Annotated in this window: 9 protein-coding genes; 6 read left to right on the top strand and 3 right to left on the bottom strand. The window is 61.0% G+C overall.

What is annotated here, in order from left to right; translation table 11 throughout:
- Nucleotides 1-115 precede the first annotated feature (115 nt).
- Nucleotides 116-1,399 (bottom strand): T6SS phospholipase effector Tle1-like catalytic domain-containing protein, encoded by a 1,284-nt coding sequence (locus AC5ZGW_RS28755; protein ID WP_130230511.1) that lies wholly within the window; start codon nucleotides 1,397-1,399, stop codon nucleotides 116-118.
- 242 nt (nucleotides 1,400-1,641) lie between these two features.
- On the opposite strand from AC5ZGW_RS28755, the gene AC5ZGW_RS28750 reads away from it, so the two are divergent.
- Nucleotides 1,642-5,331 (top strand): SIR2 family protein, encoded by a 3,690-nt coding sequence (locus AC5ZGW_RS28750; RefSeq protein WP_130230509.1) that lies wholly within the window; start codon nucleotides 1,642-1,644, stop codon nucleotides 5,329-5,331.
- Nucleotides 5,332-5,433: 102 nt separating this feature from the next.
- On the opposite strand, the gene rpmB is transcribed toward AC5ZGW_RS28750, so the two are convergent.
- On the bottom strand, nucleotides 5,434-5,739 hold the full coding sequence (rpmB, locus tag AC5ZGW_RS28745; RefSeq protein ID WP_028164248.1) for a 50S ribosomal protein L28: 306 nt from the start codon (nucleotides 5,737-5,739) through the stop codon (nucleotides 5,434-5,436).
- A gap of 440 nt (nucleotides 5,740-6,179) precedes the next feature.
- Between rpmB and AC5ZGW_RS28740 the strand changes: the two genes are divergently transcribed.
- From AC5ZGW_RS28740 to AC5ZGW_RS28720, 5 genes are all read left to right on the top strand, one after another.
- Nucleotides 6,180-6,959: a DUF3108 domain-containing protein gene (locus AC5ZGW_RS28740; protein WP_080663731.1), complete on the top strand. Its 780-nt coding sequence runs from the start codon at nucleotides 6,180-6,182 to the stop codon at nucleotides 6,957-6,959.
- 414 nt (nucleotides 6,960-7,373) lie between these two features.
- Nucleotides 7,374-10,841, top strand: coding sequence for a helicase-related protein (locus AC5ZGW_RS28735; RefSeq protein ID WP_463328201.1), 3,468 nt, complete (start codon nucleotides 7,374-7,376; stop codon nucleotides 10,839-10,841).
- Between the two features lie 27 nt (nucleotides 10,842-10,868).
- Entirely contained in the window at nucleotides 10,869-11,138 is a 270-nt protein-coding gene (locus AC5ZGW_RS28730; RefSeq protein WP_130231774.1) for an RNA-binding S4 domain-containing protein, read from the top strand.
- A gap of 153 nt (nucleotides 11,139-11,291) precedes the next feature.
- On the top strand, nucleotides 11,292-11,630 hold the full coding sequence (gene fdxA / locus AC5ZGW_RS28725; RefSeq protein ID WP_130231772.1) for a ferredoxin FdxA: 339 nt from the start codon (nucleotides 11,292-11,294) through the stop codon (nucleotides 11,628-11,630).
- Between the two features lie 404 nt (nucleotides 11,631-12,034).
- Nucleotides 12,035-12,820, top strand: coding sequence for a CarD family transcriptional regulator (locus tag AC5ZGW_RS28720; protein ID WP_245475236.1), 786 nt, complete (start codon nucleotides 12,035-12,037; stop codon nucleotides 12,818-12,820).
- A 66-nt stretch (nucleotides 12,821-12,886) separates the two neighbouring features.
- Here the strand turns inward: AC5ZGW_RS28720 and AC5ZGW_RS28715 are convergent, their stop codons facing one another.
- A complete protein-coding gene (locus tag AC5ZGW_RS28715; RefSeq protein WP_463328203.1) occupies nucleotides 12,887-14,329 on the bottom strand; it encodes an FAD-binding oxidoreductase in 1,443 nt (480 codons plus the stop codon).
- Between the last annotated feature and the right edge of the window lie 437 nt (nucleotides 14,330-14,766).

Here is a 14,766-nt window from a genome sequence, read left to right as displayed (position 1 = left end):
CAACAGACCTGAACGAAACGAGAATTGTGTTACCTATGTCGTCGGTCTGACCTGTTACCTATGTCGCCGGTTGCTCAAGACTGCGGCGCAGGCGTCGCGCAACACGCGCCGCCGCTCACGCCGCTTCCGGTGGGGCCTGCTCGGTCGGCGCTTCCGGCATCGGGAAGGTCTTGTACTGCTTCGGCAGGTTGATCGGCCGATAGTCCGTCACCGCGTCGATGCGCTTCACCACCGATTCATGGATCACGGCATCTTCAGGAATCAGCCGCGGCTCGCAGTCGGGGATGTAGAAGCCGAAATGCGTTTTGCGCTCCGGCCATTCCTTGTAGGTGGCCTTCTTCGGGATGTGTTCGAGCATGCGCCAGCCCCAGGTCATCGGGTCGTGCATCTCGCCCGCCACATCGGGCTTCACGTAAGTGAACGGGCTGCCCCTGCGCTGCACGCCCCAGGCGAGTTGCTTCACCATCTGTATGTTCACCGTCAGCCCGAACTTGGTGGCTTCCTCGATCATCCACAGCAGCGGATATTTCGACAGCGCGCTTTGCGCTTCCGGATAGCCGCCGCCGATGTCGCCGTGCACACCAGCGAACCACACCTGCAGGATGTCCTGCGGCTCGGCCTTCTCATCGGGGATGAAGCGGTTGCTGAAGAACAGCTGCGGCTCGTCATACTTCTTCAGGCGGAACATGCAGCGCCGCTCGTCGATCGAGATCGCCTGGCGGAAGGTGCGGATGCTCGGATTGTGCATCGTGAAGGCGAGCTCTTCCAGGCTCGGCCAATAGAACCGGTCCGGCCGCGGCACGAAGATGCTGGCGACCGTATCCCAGACGCCGACGAAGCGGATGGTCGGCCAGCGCACCGAGAGGATGCGCGCGAACTGCGCCGCGTTGTCGTAGCGGTCCTTCGGCAGCGGCCCGAACTCGTCGCTTGGCGGCGGCAGCGCCCGCAGGCTGACGTCCGCGCCAGTCTTGTGGCTATCCGAGAACTGCTTGTAGGCGGTGAGCCCGCTGCCGGCGAGGTTGACCTGCTCCGGCGAGATCAGCCCGATCTTGTGGATCAGCCCGGCCAGCACGCGCACGGTATAGGCGCCGCGCGAAAAGCCGAACAGATAGATCGCATCGCCATCCTGGTAATGCTGCACCAGGAATTCATAGGCCGCGAGCACATTGTCATCGAGCCCATAGCCGGTGGTGAGCCCCAGGATCGTGTTGAAATTCTGCTTCAGCTTGTGCCACGGATCCGGCCGCGCCAGCGTGCCGACACCCGGATCGTAATAGACGAACTGCCTGGGCTGCGTCTTCTCCGTCTTGCGCAGGCAGCGATAGAGCTTCAGGACGTTGGAAATATTCTCGTTGATCTCGTTCCCCGTCCCATCGCAGCAAATCACGATGTTTCGCATGGCGAGCCTCCCCGCTACCTCGGCGAGTATAGCGCAGAACGCCTGGGGATTTATCAAAAACTCAGAATCAGCGATGCTTATCCGGTTCATATACTAATGTGAGGGGACGCACTTTGAGATTTTTTAAGGATGGCCCTAACGTCCCCGACGACCTCCTCGTCGCTAGGGACGAGGGACGCGTAGTCTTCTTTTGCGGCGCGGGCGTTTCTCGAGCCAGAGCAGGTCTAAAGGACTTCATCGGGTTGGCGCGTTCTGTCGCTGACAGACTTTCTATCGCGCCAGATAAGCCGGCACGTCAACTCATCAATGCGATCGAGACTATGCCTCCTATTGCAGGGGTTGGAGGATTGATCTCAGCTGATCGCGTCTTCGGCTTAATTGAGCGTGATTTTCTCAGTTCAGACATATACCGCGCGATTGCGGCGGCTCTGAAGCCTGAAAGATCGCCTGATCTGAGCGCTCATCGGATCCTATTGGAGTTGGCGAAAGGGCCTGATGGGACAGTTCGACTAATTACGACGAATTTTGATCTCTTGTTCGAGGATTGCGATCCTGCCATTCCGTTTTCAAAACCGCCGCGTCTTCCAGATCCGCTGCGCAGCGACGAATTCGGTGGCATCATACATTTGCATGGGCATGTTACCAGTGACTACGGCGATGCAGCAGGCGATGGATTTGTTATATCAAGTGCAGAGTTTGGACGCGCTTATCTTTCGGATCGTTGGGCCGCCGATTTCATCAGGACTGTCCTAGAGCGCTTTTTTGTCGTGTTTGTGGGATACTCGGCCGATGATCCGCCGATGCAGTATTTGCTGGAAGCCCTGAACCGCTCGCCAGGCTCTCTGAGCGGCGTGTATGCCTTCCAATCCGGTGCCTACGAGGAAGCCGAAGCAAGGTGGGTACAGAAGGGGGTCCGGCCCATTGTTTACGAGGAATCGCGAACGCATGCCGCACTTTGGGACACGCTAGGCCTTTGGGCGGAAAGGGCGCGGAGTCCAAGCGTGTGGTATGATAAATTATTCGCTCAAGCGAGTGTTGGCCCGGAAAAATGTGAGCCGCACATACGGGGACAAATTGCTCATGTAGTTTCAACACTGGAAGGTGCGAAGCGTGTCGCGCTCGCGTCCCAGCCGCTGCCGGCCGATTGGCTGTGCACGTTTGATCCGTACATCCGATACGCAAAGCCAGGTCGCATTGGCTCCCTAATGGAGGTCGGGCCGCATTTCGATCCGTTTATGGCGTATGGGTTAGATAGCGACCCGGTGCCCGCGAAGATTGATCCGGACAGCACCGTCTTCGAAAAGCGAGACATTCCAGCTGCTTTTGCACTTACTCGGCCAGACCGTCAGAATCTTGGAGAAGATCAGGTCTCAGCACTGCGGGGCCACTGGGCAGTCAACGCTCCACGACTTGCTGCTCGCGTCGGATACCTGGGGCGTTGGCTTCAACGAGTTGCGCATCAGCCGGCAGCGGTTTGGTGGGCTGCGTCACAAAAGGGTCTGCATCCGGATATTCAACGTCAGATCGAATCTAAGATCGGTGACGCCAACGATGAATCATCATCCGCAGTCAGGGCCGCATGGCGTTATCTCATAGATACTTGGAAACATGCGGGGAGCGAGCATTCTGAGGATTGGTACCACCTACTCGAGATAATTAAACTTGATGGTTGGGATGCTGCGGCTGTTCGGGACTTTGCAAAAACTCGCCGTCCGCGACTGAAGGTGGAAAGAGCTTTCTCTGGATCGCCTCGCGCTCCGGATTCTTCAAGCGAAGAATTAGAAAACTTACTGCACTTGGATGTGGAATACCTACACCATGGTGACGAGGTAGTAGCCATCCCTGCGGAATTCCTTCCGTCTCTTCTGAGAGAATTGCGGAACAATCTGGAGCTTGGGTCGGCTCTAGAAGAGGAGCTGGGTGGATACGGCCTTCATATGCTTGAGTCGATCAATGCCGATACCGAAGAGGACGAGTCGGAGCGGTCTTATAAATCAGGCATTAACATTCTGCTTTTTGAGTATATCGAACACTTTCGCCGCCTTTTAGAGATCGATGCACCAGCAGCCGAACGAGAAATCCGTGCTTGGCGCGACGCCGCGGGTCCCATCGCTGCACATATAAAGATTTGGTCTTGCGGTGATTCGCGTCTGGTAAGCCATGGAGAATTCGCGGAGGTCTTAAGAACGATCTCGCGGGAGGAGTTTTGGTATAGCTCGCATCAACGCGATTTACTTTTCGCTCTCAGGAATCGATGGAACGAGCTTGGCGTTCGAACAAGAATCTCAATAGAACGGCGGCTGCTCCAGGGTCCCGGACGATGGAAGAGAGCGACGGTCAGCGATTTTAAGAAAGCAAGAGCCAGTGCCATTTTGAATCGTATTTATTGGCTCGTTTCCAACGGTTGCAGCTTCACATTCAATCTGGATGCAACTACTAGGCAGTTACGGGAAGATTATCCCGAATGGCAGGCGGAGTGGGCTTCTAGCGCAACTTTTTCGACGGCTATACGTACGGGATGGGTGGGGACGGACACAAGGAGCGATGAGTTACTAGACTTACCATTGGCAGAAATTTTGGATGCAGCTGCCAAATTGTCCGGAAGATCGCAAGAACGATTTGTGGAGCGAGATCCTTATGCTGGATTTTGTGCACTGAAGCCCATCCGCGCGTTTTCAGCTTTGACCATTGCAGGTAAGACAGGAAAGTACCCTAGGAATTTCTGGCAAACCTTCTTGAATGCCGACGGCAGAAAGCAGGATCGATTTCGATTGGTACTTCTCATCGTAAGTCGATTAGGGCGGATACCTGATGATTATCTGAATGATCTTCTTCGGCCAGTGACGGACTGGCTGCTTCGTGTCCACAAAACGTTGCTGCCTAGAGGCCGTAACTCATTTGATCTCCTCTGGAGACGGCTTGTTAGTTTGTTGGAGCAGCGCCCCGACTTCGGCGAGAGCTCAATTGTTAGAGGAAGTCAGCCGCCCGACTGGGTAACGGAGGCGCTAAATTCTCCAATCGGGCATCTAGCGCAGATTCTATTGGCGGACCCTGCAGTAAGCAGACTCAAGGGTGGCGAGCAATTTCCGGATCGGTGGAAGGGGCAAGCCAATGAGCTGCTGTCTCTAAGAGGGGAGGGGCGCCCTCGTGCGTTGGCAATTCTTTGTCATAACCTAGCTTGGCTGTTCAGCGTAGATCCGCAGTGGGTAACGCAGTCGATCTTGCCTGCAATGGAACGACAAGACCATAACGGCGACGCGTTCTGGGCAGGGTTCTTCTGGGGTGCAAAAGTGCCCCAGGCGCAGCTTTTTGTTCGGATGAAACCTTCATTACTAGGCTTAGCTCACAAAGGTTCTTACACGCGACGAAGGCATGCGGAGGTATTGGCTGGCATTGTCTTAGCCGGTTGGGGAAGCAGAGCCGGCGAAAACGAAACGCGACTGATAACCGATGCCGAAATGACGGCCGTGCTAGCGGATGCCGACGATGATTTTCGGACGCAAGTGCTTTGGCACCTAGAGCGGTGGTCCAGGGAGCCTGGGTCTCGCTGGAGAGACGATGCGGTCACGCTATTAGCGCAGGTTTGGCCAAAGCAGATAGTGGCTAAGACGCCGAGAGTCTCCGCAAGGCTCGCTGAATTGGCTTTCGCGCAGGGAGAGCGTTTTCCGCTCTACGCCAGCTATATCCTGCCTCTAGTTGGCCCTGTCGACCAAGATTTCATCAACCTCCCGGCCCTCAGACGAAACAAGCACAATCTGGTTGATGAATTTCCCGAGCAAACGCTTGCTATTCTTCACGGCATTCTGGCTGACGATGCCAGACAGTGGCCTTACGGGGTATCAGAGGTTCTTGATCGCATTGGCACGACTGCGCCAAATCTGCTGACCGACCGTCGTTTGATTAAGCTGAACCGAATTCGAAATTCGTTCTAGGTGCCTGAAGTATCGTTAGAGGTCCCCGCAAGAATGCAAAACGGCCGGGTCTTTCGACCCGGCCGTTTAAACTCTCAACTCGCTACTCTGATACAGCGAGTCTCAGCTCGCCTTCTGCTCCGCAGCCGCTGTCCGCTTCTTCTCGATCTGGCGCTTCAGGTCGAGCGCGCGGGGCGAGAGGTTTGCGGCGCTCGCCTTCAAGAGGAACGCGTCGAGGCCGCCGTTGTGATCGACGCTCTTCACCGCGTTCGAGGAGACGCGCAGGCGGATGTTGCGGCCGAGCGATTCCGACTGGAAGGTAATATTGCAGAGGTTCGGCAGGAAGCGCCGCTTGGTCTTGATGTTCGAGTGGCTCACCTTGTGGCCCACTTGCGGGCCCTTGGCCGTCAGTTCACAGCGCCGCGACATTGTTCAAATCCTCTTCCATCCCCGCTAAACCAACAGCGCGCGCCGCGCGCGGCGGGGGTCTAAACCTACGTCCATTTTCCAGGAACCGCGGACGTATAGGGGGTGAGGTGCAAAGCGTCAAGGTTTTATCGGGTTTAGAGCCACTTTCCCTGGTTCCGAAACCCTCAAATTCGGCGCGTTTTCCTCGCGCGAACGGTAAAACCTTATGGCACGCAAAACCGGCACGTTCACAAGGCCGTTCAGCGGGTTAACACACCATATAAAGGGCGTATTCAGGCTGGTTAAGTGGTTCCGTATTCGCCCGCGTTGCTTGCCGGTCATTTCTCCCTAGATGATCTTTCGGCGCCGACGACAGGATCGTTAAGTTTGTGAGCATTTTCAGCAGTTTTCTGCCCTCAGTGAGGGAATCCTGGCTGTTGTGCGCCGGCGCGCTGTTCCTGATGTTGCCGGAGGGCGCGCTCGCGCAGGGCCGGCTGGATGCGCAGTATGAGGCCTCGCTGGCCGGTATTGCCGTCGGCAAGGGAAGCTGGACCATCGAGATCGGTGACGACACCTTTTCCGCGATCGCGCAGGGCGGCACTTCCGGGCTGCTCAAGGCATTTGCTGGCGCCGGCGGGGTGGGCGGATCCCAGGGGCGCGTGGTCAATGGCGCGCTGGTGGCGGCGGGCTACACCGTCAACTACAACAGCTACAAGAAATCCGAGATCATTCGGATGGCGCTCAGTGGCGGCAGCATCAAGGAAACCGTGATCGAGCCGGAACCGCCGGTTGATCCGAACCGGATCCCGGTCACCGAGGCCCACAAGAAGAACGTGTTCGATCCGATGACCGGCTCGCTGCTCCGGGTGCCGGGCACGGGCGAACTGATGAGCCCGGATAGCTGCCGCACCAGCGCGGGCATTTTCGACGGCCGGCTGCGCTACGATTTGAAGCTCGATTTCAAGCGCGTGGAGATGGTCAAGGCGGAGAAGGGCTATCAGGGCCCGGCGCTGGTCTGCGCGATCTATTTCACGCCGATCGCGGGCTATATCCCCGACCGTCCGGTGATCAAGTACCTCGCCGAAGCGCGCAACATGGAGATCGCCTTCGTGCCGATCGCGGGCACGCGCATCCTGATCCCGTTCCGCGTCAAGATTCCGACGCCGTTCGGGCTCGCCATGCTGGAGGCGACGTCGTTCGTGACGTCGGCCACGCCGCCGCGGGTGGCGAAGACGCAGTGAGGTCGTGCTCCGTCATTCCGGGGCGATCCGAAGCATCGAGCCCGGAATCCATTTCTCCTCCGGCGCATGCGGCCCGATGGATTCCGGGCTCGTCCTGCGGACGCCCCGGAATGACGGAGAGGGCGTGAATTCTGTTGACTCTTGGCCGCTTCTGATTCGACTCCGGCTTTAACAATTTCGCTGTCATCGTGATCGCTGCTAAACCCGATTTGGTGCTGGAACTGAAATGCCGACACGAGATGTTGCGGTGAACGGAGGAGAACACAGGTGGAGTCAGCGATTCGGCCGCGATTCGTTCTCAACTCGTTCCGAAGCTTAAGCGGCGGCATCCGCCGTGTAGCAATCTGAGACAATTTTCCTAGTCGCGCTTTCTTTCATCTCCAAGAAAAGCATCAAGAAAAGCACCTCGAAATCATGGCTCTTTCCTCTCCTCCCTTCGCCCATGAGCGCGCGCCCGGCGCCGGCGTCACGGCTGTGCTCGGGCCGACCAATACTGGCAAGACGCATCTGGCCATCGAGCGCATGCTTGGGCATTCGTCCGGGCTGATCGGGCTGCCGCTGCGGCTCTTGGCGCGTGAGGTCTACAATAAGATCGCCGATCGCGCTGGGCCTGAGAGCGTCGCGCTGATCACCGGCGAGGAGAAGATCAAGCCGAAGTCGCCGCGCTTCTGGGTCTCGACGGTCGAGGCGATGCCGCGCGATCTCGATGTCTCGTTCCTTGCGGTCGACGAGATCCAGATCGCGGCCGATCTCGAGCGCGGGCATGTCTTCACCGACCGTATCCTCAATCGGCGCGGGCGCGACGAGACGCTGCTGCTCGGGGCTGCGACGATGCGTCCCATCATCGAGCGGCTGTTGCCCGGCGCCTCCATCATCACAAGGCCCAGGCTCTCGACGCTCGAATTCGCCGGCGACCGCAAGATCACGCGGCAGCCGCGGCGCACCGCGATCGTCGCGTTCTCGGCGGACGAGGTCTATGCGATCGCCGAATTGATCCGCCGCCAGCATGGCGGCGCGGCGGTCGTGCTCGGCTCGCTCTCGCCGCGCACACGCAATGCGCAGGTCGCGATGTTCCAGAACGGCGACGTCGATTATCTCGTCGCCACCGACGCCGTCGGCATGGGGCTGAACCTCGACGTCGATCATGTCGCCTTTGCCTCCGACCGCAAATACGACGGCTATCAGTTCCGCCGTCTGACACCGGCCGAGTTCGCGCAGATCGCGGGCAGAGCTGGCCGCGCGACGCGCAATGGTACCTTCGGCACGACAGGACGCTGCGCGCCGTTCGAGCCGGAACTGGTGAACGCGCTGCAGAACCATACGTTTGACAGCGTGAAAATGCTGCAATGGCGCAACTCGAAGCTGGATTTCTCCTCGCTCGGCAGCTTGCAGGTCTCGTTGTCGCTGCCGCCGTCGCATGAAGTGCTGACGAGGGCGCCGATCGCGGAAGACATGCGCGTGCTCGACCACGCCGCGCGCGATGCCGAGGTGCGCGACATGGCGCATGGCGCTGTCGCCGTCGAGCGGCTATGGGACACTTGCCAGATACCCGATTACCGAAAGCTATCGCCCGCGGCCCATGCCGAGCTTGTGACCACGGTTTACGGCTTCCTGATACAAAAGGGGCGTATTCCCGATGCATGGTTTGCTGCCCAGGTCGATCAGGCCGACCGCGTCGACGGCGATATCGACACGCTGTCGGGCCGGATCGCTCAGGTGCGCACCTGGACCTTTGTGGCGAACCGGCCGGACTGGCTGTCCGATCCCGAACATTGGCAGGGGATCACGCGCGAGCTCGAAAATAAATTGTCCGATGCGCTGCATGAACGGCTCACGGAGCGTTTCGTTGATCGGCGTACCAGTGTATTGATGCGCCGCCTGCGGGAGAACTCTGTTTTGAATACTGAAATCGGCAAGACCGGCGAAGTCATCGTCGAGGGGCATGTGATCGGCCGGCTCGACGGATTCACTTTTGCGCCTGACGCGGCGGAAGCGGGCTCAGATGCCAAGGCGCTGCAGGCCGCAGCCCAGCAGGTGCTGGCGCGCGAGATCGATACGCGGGCCGAGAAACTGAGCGCCGCGCCGGACGAAACCTTCGTGCTAACCTCCGACGGTACTATCCGCTGGACCGGCGATGCGGTGGCCAAACTCGCCGCGGCCGACGACGCGCTGCATCCGCGCCTCCGCATCATCTCCGACGAGCGGCTGACCGGCGCGCCGCGCGAGGCCGTGCAGAACCGGCTCGATCTCTGGCTCAAGACGCATATTACGAAATTGCTTGGGCCGCTGTTCGACCTGTCTAAGGCAGAGGACCTGCAGGGGATTGCGCGCGGCATCGCGTTCCAACTGGTGGAAGCTCTCGGCGTGCTGGAGCGGACCAAGATCGCGGCCGAGATGAAGGATCTCGACCAGCCCTCGCGCGCGACCTTGCGCAAATACGGCGTCCGCTTCGGCGCCTATCACATCTACTTCCCGCAGCTCCTCAAGCCGGCGGCGCGGGCGCTGGCCTCGCTGCTCTGGGCCGAGAAGCAGGACAATGTCGATCTGTCGGCGCTGTCGAATGTGCAGCATCTGGCGTCGAGCGGGCGGACCTCATTCCCGATCGACAAGGGGCTGCCGCGCGATGCCTATCGCGTGCTCGGCTACAAGCAGTGCGGCGAGCGGGCAGTGCGCGTCGACATCCTGGAGCGGCTGGCGGATCTGATCCGTCCCGCGCTGGCCTGGCGCGAAGGTGCGCCGGGCGAGAAGCCCGCGGGCGCGTTCGACGGCCGCGGCTTCGTGGTGACGCAGGCGATGACCTCGCTCACCGGCTCCGCCGGCGAGGATTTCGCCTCGGTCCTGCGCGCGCTCGGCTATCGCATGGAGCGCCGCCCGCCCCCGCCGCCGAAGCCGGTGGAAGTGGTCGAGACAGTGTCCGTCGAGACGCCGGCGGTGGAAGCGAGTGCTGAGGCTGCGGCGGAGACGCCGGCGGAAGAAGTATCCGCCGAGCTGCCCGAGCCCAGCCCATCCGCCGCGCTGTTGCCCGAAGTTACCTTGGCGCCTGCGCCGAGCGAGGAACCAGCGGCTGCCGCCGCAGAGCCCGTGGCCGAAGCGCAACCCGGGCCTGAAGTGATCGAGGCGCAGCCAGCGCCGGTGGCTGAACCGCAGCCGGAGCCTGAGGCGATCGAGGCGCAAGCGGAGCCCGTTGCCGTAGTGCAGGCGGACGCGACCGCTCCCGCAGAGGTCCCGGCCGACGCGACGGCAGAGCCGATGCCGACGGCCGCAGCCGAGGCTGCAGCCGGCACCGAGGAAGCTGTACCAGCCGACGCCGTTACCGAGCCAGCCGCAGCCGAGACCCCGGCCGAGCCGCAACTGGTCGAAGTCTGGCGCCCCGGCGGCCGCTCCGAGGAGCGTCGCCCGCGCCATGACCGCAGCCGCCACCGCCATCAGCCGCGCGAGGGCGCACAGGGCGCCGCCGCAGCGGGTGAAGGTGCCGATGGCGCCCAGCGCGACCAGCAGCGCCGTGGTCGCCGCCATCACGAGTTCCGCAAACCGCGCGAGGATGCGCCCGTGGGAGCTGCGGCCGCCAGCAATGGCGCCCCGCCTGAGGACAAAGGCGGGCGCCGCGAGCGCTTCGAGGGCAAGGGCCGCGACCGCGACAATGATCGCCGCCGCGATAAATTCTCCGGCGACCGCAAGGATCGCGACCGTGGCGACCGCGAGCGCGGCGGCCGTGATTTCCGCGACAAAGGCGGCCGCGACAAGGGGCGCGAGAGCGGCCCGGCGCTCCGCCAATATGCGAGTTCGGCGCCGCGCGAACGCGAACGCGCGATCGATCCGAATTCGCCGTTCGCAAAACTCGCGGCGTTGAAGGAGCAGCTCGCCGGTAACCGCAAGGATTGAGCCGCGCCAACCCAGGAATGAGGCCGATTGGAGCGCCAGCGTCTCGATAAATGGCTGTGGCACGCGCGGGTGGTGAAGGCGCGCACCAGCGCCGCCGCGCTGGTCGAGGCCGGCCATGTCCGCATCAACGGCGTGCGCGAAAGTGCGCCCGGGCACGCGGTCAAACCGGGCGACGTGCTGACGATCGCGCTCGATCGCAGCGTGCGCGTGCTGAAGGTGATCGGCTTCTCCGAGCGGCGGGGCGATGCGACGACAGCGCGGGTGCTGTACGAGGATTTGCAGAGCCGCCCCGAGTGATTATCTCGGGCAGGCAATCAGTTGCCCGAAAGACGGCGCCGAAAACCGGCTTGCTTATCTTGCAGCAGCGGTTCTCCTGCGCTACGCAATTTTTGAAACGCAAGCCCTTCAAAGAATGAATCCGCTTTCGGAGTCTTTGGTTCGGAGTCCTGGATGACCTACGTCGTCACTGAAAACTGCATCAAGTGCAAATATACCGATTGCGTCGAGGTCTGCCCCGTCGATTGTTTCTACGAGGGCGAGAACATGCTGGTCATCCATCCCGAGGAATGCATCGATTGCGGCGTCTGCGAACCAGAATGCCCGGCGGATGCGATCAAACCGGATACCGAGCCGGGCCTGGAGAAGTGGCTCGAGGTCAACAGCGAATACGCCAAGAGCTGGCCAAACATCACCCAGAAGAAGGACTCGCCCCCTGACGCCAAGGAGTTCGATGGGCAGGAAGGCAAGTTCGAGAAATATTTCTCTACCAACCCCGGAACCGGCGACTGATTCGCGCGCTGTCCCTGGCCGGATCGAGACCGTTTTCAGGCGGAGAAGCACGCCGTCGTTTAACCCTGTTGACAGAGTTATGACCGTCAGCCCCGGCAGGCGACGGGATTCGGCCCTAAATCATTGATTTTTGCGGAAAATGTGCTATATTGGGCACATTGTCAGAGCCGAACCCGGCCATCCTGATCTTTGGCCCCGTTCGTTTCCGCAAAAACACCGAACAGGGGCGTGGCAGTTTCCGCGCGCAGGCTGTGTCACAGAAAACGCGTAAAAAGAGTGCTTCCAAATCGTCAAAGAAAGCCGCTGCAGTTGCCCGCAGCGCAGTCAAGGGTCGTGCCAGGGCGTCCGTGAAGGAAGCCCGTAAGGCTGCGGCTACAAAGTCCTCGAAGAACAAAAGAAGCGTGATGCCAGAAAAGACTGCCAAAACTGCCGCGAAAGCGACAGCCCAGAAGACCGTTGCTTCGAAAGTCGCCGCCAAGACTGCTCCCAAGGCTGCAGCTCCTGCGCCGAAGGCCGCCGTCAAGCCGGCTGCGAAGCCGGTTGCCGCGGCCCCGCGCGTCGAGGAGCCGAAGAAGGTCGTGACCCAGCGTCAGGGATTCAAGGCCAACGAATTCGTGGTCTATCCGGCTCACGGCGTCGGCCAGATCCTCGCGATCGAGGAGCAGGAGATTGCGGGCGCCAAGCTGGAACTGTTTGTCATCAGCTTCATGAAGGACAAGATGACGCTTCGCGTCCCAACCGCGAAGGTCGCCAATGTCGGCATGCGCAAATTGTCCGACCCGGCTCTGGTCAAAAAGGCGCTGGAGACGCTGAAGGGCCGTGCCCGCGTCAAGCGCACGATGTGGTCGCGCCGGGCGCAGGAATACGAAGCCAAGATCAATTCGGGCGATATCGTCGCGATCGCGGAAGTGGTGCGCGACCTCTATCGTTCGGAATCGCAGCCCGAGCAGTCCTACTCCGAACGCCAGCTCTATGAAGCGGCGCTCGACCGGCTGTCGCGCGAGATCGCGGTCGTGCAGCACTCGACCGAGACCGAAGCGATCAAGGAAATCGAGAGCCAGCTCGCCAAGAGCCCGCGCCGTGGCGCAGCCAAGGCCGAAGCCGGCGCCGAGGACGGCGACAGTGAAGGCGACGCCGACGATCTCGACGGCGACAGCGACGACGCTACCGTCGCCGACGAGGCGGCGTAAGCAGCCAGCCAAAGATTTACAGCGAAAAGCCCGGCCAAGCGGCCGGGCTTTTTGCTTGTGTCCTTGTCAGGCGGCCGGTCGCTGCGCGGCGGCCGGAAGAACATTCTGGTTTAGCCTGAACAGGTTGCCGGGATCGTACTGGGCCTTGAGCGCCGCGAGACGAGCGTAGTTCGGGCCGTAGGCGCCGGACACGCGATCGCTCTCATCCTCCGGCATGAAGTTGACGTAGACGCCGCCGGTTGCGTACGGCGCAGTCTCAGCAAACAACCTGCGCGCCCAGCTAGTCGCGCGTTGCTCGTCGCCGCGGTCACGCCACCGCGTATGGACGTTCATGACAAATCTGGCGTCGCGGTGGGGGAACGCCGTCGCGTCGACAGCCACGCGGCTGGTGGCGCCGCCAAGCTGACCAATGAAAATTTCGCTCTCACCGGTCGGCAAGCTCTTCATATGGCTTACGAGGGTGTCGAGCAGGCCGTCGCCGAGCTCGGCGAAATTGTGCGACTTCCAGTAATTATAGGCTCCGGGCGTGAGCAACGGGTCGAACGCGCTCTGCCAGCTCGCGAAAGGCTGCATGCCGATCACGTCGGCAACCGGCTCCCCGAGCGCGCGCAACGGTTCCAGGGCGCGGTTACCCTCGTCCTCGCCACCCGTGTAGCAGACGGCGAACGCGACGATTTCCTTGCCGTGCATTTCGACGGGCAAGAATGGCAGCGGCGGCGCCTGCCGGAGCACCACCCAGATCGTGAGTTCGTCCGGCGCTTTGGCGGCGATGTCGCGATAGCCCGCAAGAAGTTCGTTCGCCCGAGCGAAGGGATGGATGATGAGTCCAGCCAACACCATTGGGCCGACCGGATGCAGGCGAAACTCGAACGAGCTCACGACGCCGAAATTGGCGCCGCCTCCGCGCAGCGCCCAGAGCAGGTCAGCCTCCTCGGCCTCGCTCGCTCGCACGAGTCCGCCATCGGCCGTCACCACGTCGGCCGAGATGAGGTTATCAGCGGCAAGCCCCAATTTGCGGCTGAGCCAGCCGAAGCCGCCGCCCAGCGTCAATCCCGCAACGCCAGTCGTCGAGTTGATGCCGAGGGGCGTGGCAAGGCCGAAAGCCTGCGCCTCCTTGTCGAATTCGCCAAGCGTTGCGCCCGGCTCCACGCGCGCGGTGCGGTTACGCGGATCGATCCGCACCGAACGCATCAGCGAAAGATCGATCAGCAGCCCGCCTTCACAAACAGCATTGCCCGCGATGTTGTGGCCACCACCACGCACGGCGAGCAGGACTCCGTGGTCGCGCGCAAACCCCACGGCGCGCATGATGTCTGCAGCTCCTTTGCAGCGTACGACCGCGCCCGGGTGGCGGTCGATCATCGCATTCCAGATTGTGCGTGCCTCGTCATAGCCCGGCTCGTTGGGCAGGCAGACATCGCCCCGCAATGTTTGCCGAAAGGCATCGATCGCATCGCTTCCAAACGTAATCGCCCCGCCCTGCAGCGAGGCCAGCCGGATCTCCGTCATGGCATCTCCTCCGTAACTAGCGGTGACTGTTTTTCGGGCCAGCATTTTCTGGCCGAGATCAATAAAGAGGCGGGCGCCGTCGATGGCTGTCATTCACAGCCGAGGTAGCGCAAAAAAGTCTTTTGCCGTCCGTTCGATATAGCGAACGGAGAATTTCCGCCTGGACGTTAGTCCAACCCGGTCAAAGAATGGTTCAACGACGGAATGTGGCGGGGCTTTTAGCGAACGTCGACGGTGCTGGAGACGCTGTAGGGCCGAGCCCGCGTCAAGCAAGCTGCGCCCGCCGCAGCGAGCAGCAATCGCTTGGCCTCGACCAGCTTCATTGTGCCCTCTTCTCTATCGATAACGGGGTCAGCTTTTTCCCGATGTCCACGCCTGCGTTCTGCGACAGGGATGCCGAGTGATCCTGAAGCTGCCGCAGAACGCGGCGGCGATGG

This window comes from Bradyrhizobium sp. Crot121, assembly GCF_059512385.1.
This window is presented reverse-complemented; position numbering and strand designations above follow the sequence as displayed.